Here is a 2041-nt window from a genome sequence, read left to right on the forward strand (position 1 = left end):
CCGTTGCCGGGCGGCGTGTCCGCCTCGGTCGAAGGCGCCGTGCTGTCGGTCAAGGGCCCAAAGGGCACGCTCAGCATGCCGATGATCGACGACATCGATTACGGCATCGAGGACGGCCGCATCGTGGTCAAGCCGGCCAACGAGACCAAGCGCGCGCGCTCGTTCTGGGGCATGCACCGCACGCTCGTGCAGAACCTCGTGACCGGCGTCACCGACGGCTTCACCAAGGTGCTCGAGATCACCGGCGTCGGCTACCGTGCCGCGGCGCAGGGCAAGACCCTTAAGCTGCAGCTCGGCTACAGCCATGACGTCAATTACGCCATTCCCGATGGCATCGAGGTCAAGACCCCGGACGCGACGACGATCGAGATCAGCGGGATCGATCGCCAGCAGGTCGGCCAGGTCGCGGCCGAAATCCGCCGCTGGCGCAAGCCCGAGCCGTACAAGGGCAAGGGCATCAAGTACCGCGGCGAATATATCTTCCGCAAAGAAGGCAAGAAGAAGTAGCCATGGCGAGACTTTCCCTGTTCGACCGGCGCCGCCGGCGTGTCCGCACCCAGTTGCGCAGCCACGCCTCGGGCAAGCCGCGCTTGTCGGTCCACCGCTCGGGCCGCCACATCTACGCCCAGGTCATCGACGACGCCGCCGGCAAGACGCTGGCCGCGGCCTCGACCCTCGACAAGGATTTGAAGGGCAAGACCGGCGCCACCCGCGACGGCGCCGCCCTGGTCGGCAAGACGCTCGCCGAGCGGGCCAAGAAGGCCGGCGTGTCGCGCGTGGTGTTCGACCGCGGCGGTTTCCTTTTCCATGGCCGGGTGAAAGCCCTCGCCGATGCCGCCCGCGAAGGCGGATTGGAGTTCTAAATGGCTGACGAAAAAGAAACCCCGCAGGCCGCTGAAACGCCTGCTCCCGCTGAAACGCCTGCTCCGGCCGAAGCTCCGGCTGCGGCCGAAGCGCCTGCTCCGGCTGAAGCTCCGGCCGCCGAGGCTCCGGTTGCCGCTGAAGCGGCGGCTCCCGAAGCTGCGCCGCAGCCCGACGCGCGTGGTCCCCGTGGCCCGCGTGGCGGCCGCGGCCGTGGCGGCGGTGGCGGCGGTGGCCGTGACAATCGTGGCGGCGGACGGCGCGACAATCGCGGCGGCGGCCGCGGCGGCAGCGACGACGGCGGCGAGGAGCTGATCGAGAAGCTGGTCCACATCAATCGCGTGTCCAAGACGGTCAAGGGCGGCAAGCGCTTCGGCTTTGCGGCGCTGGTCGTGGTCGGCGACGGCAAGGGCCGCGCCGGTTTCGGTCACGGCAAAGCGCGCGAAGTCCCCGAGGCGATCTCCAAGGCGACCGCGGCGGCCAAGAAGGCGATGGTCCGCGTTCCCCTGCGCGACGGGCGTACGCTGCACCATGACGGCAACGGCCATTTCGGCGCCGGCAAGGTCACCGTCCGCTCGGCGCCGTCGGGCACCGGAATCATTGCCGGCGGCCCGATGCGCGCGGTGTTCGAGAGCCTCGGCGTCCACGACGTGGTGACCAAGTCGGTCGGCACCTCGAACCCCTACAACATGATCCGCGCCACCTTCGAGGCGTTGAAGGAACAGACCAGCCCGCGGTCGGTCGCCCAGCGCCGCGGCAAGAAGGTCGCCGACCTGCTCGGCCGCGGGGGCGCCAGCGCCGCCGAGGCCGAGGCCCAGGCCGAAGCGATCGTGGAGTAAGCGTGATGGCCCAAGAAAAACCCAAGAAGATCAAGATCACCCAGACCGGATCGCCGATCCGCCGCGACAAGACCCAGCGTGCAACGCTGGTCGGGCTCGGCCTCAACAAGATGCGCCGCACGGTGGAAGTGGAGGGGACCCCCGAAGTCCTCGGCCAGGTCCGCAAGGTCGCCCATCTGGTGAGCGTGGAGAAGTAAGGACAGATCCTCTCCCCTTCAGGGGAGAGGAGGGAGCGGCGACAGCCGCGGAAGGAGATGGGGAGTGCCGGGGCGTCGCCAGACTCCCCCTCTCCCCGTCCCTCTCCCCTGAAGGGGAGAGGGAGCAAAACAGCGCGACAAAAG

Annotated in this window: 4 protein-coding genes; all 4 read left to right on the forward strand. The window is 68.8% G+C overall.

The features are described 5' to 3' along the window. Positions 1–3 precede the first annotated feature (3 nt). From rplF to rpmD, 4 genes are read left to right on the forward strand one after another with little or no spacing between them, the layout of a single operon-like run. Positions 4–507, forward strand: coding sequence for a 50S ribosomal protein L6 (rplF, locus tag RMP08_RS08880; protein ID WP_310468640.1), 504 nt, complete (start codon positions 4–6; stop codon positions 505–507). Between the two features lie 2 nt (positions 508–509). Continuing rightward, complete coding sequence (gene rplR, locus RMP08_RS08885; RefSeq protein WP_310468636.1) at positions 510–863, forward strand: 50S ribosomal protein L18; 354 nt, start codon at positions 510–512, stop codon at positions 861–863. Beyond that, positions 864–1700 (forward strand): 30S ribosomal protein S5, encoded by an 837-nt coding sequence (rpsE, locus tag RMP08_RS08890; protein WP_310468637.1) that lies wholly within the window; start codon positions 864–866, stop codon positions 1698–1700. Between the two features lie 5 nt (positions 1701–1705). Next, positions 1706–1897: a 50S ribosomal protein L30 gene (gene rpmD / locus RMP08_RS08895; RefSeq protein ID WP_310468638.1), complete on the forward strand. Its 192-nt coding sequence runs from the start codon at positions 1706–1708 to the stop codon at positions 1895–1897. The last annotated feature ends 144 nt before the right edge of the window (positions 1898–2041 follow it).

Origin of the sequence: Sphingomonas sp. (assembly GCF_031426035.1) — a bacterium.
Classification (GTDB): domain Bacteria; phylum Pseudomonadota; class Alphaproteobacteria; order Sphingomonadales; family Sphingomonadaceae; genus Sphingomicrobium.

Coding starts and splice junctions, on each gene's coding strand:
- rplR (WP_310468636.1), top strand. CDS start 510: ATGGCGAGACTTTCCCTGTTCGACCGGCGCCGCCGGCGTGTCCGCACC.
- rpsE (WP_310468637.1), top strand. CDS start 864: ATGGCTGACGAAAAAGAAACCCCGCAGGCCGCTGAAACGCCTGCTCCC.
- rpmD (WP_310468638.1), top strand. CDS start 1,706: ATGGCCCAAGAAAAACCCAAGAAGATCAAGATCACCCAGACCGGATCG.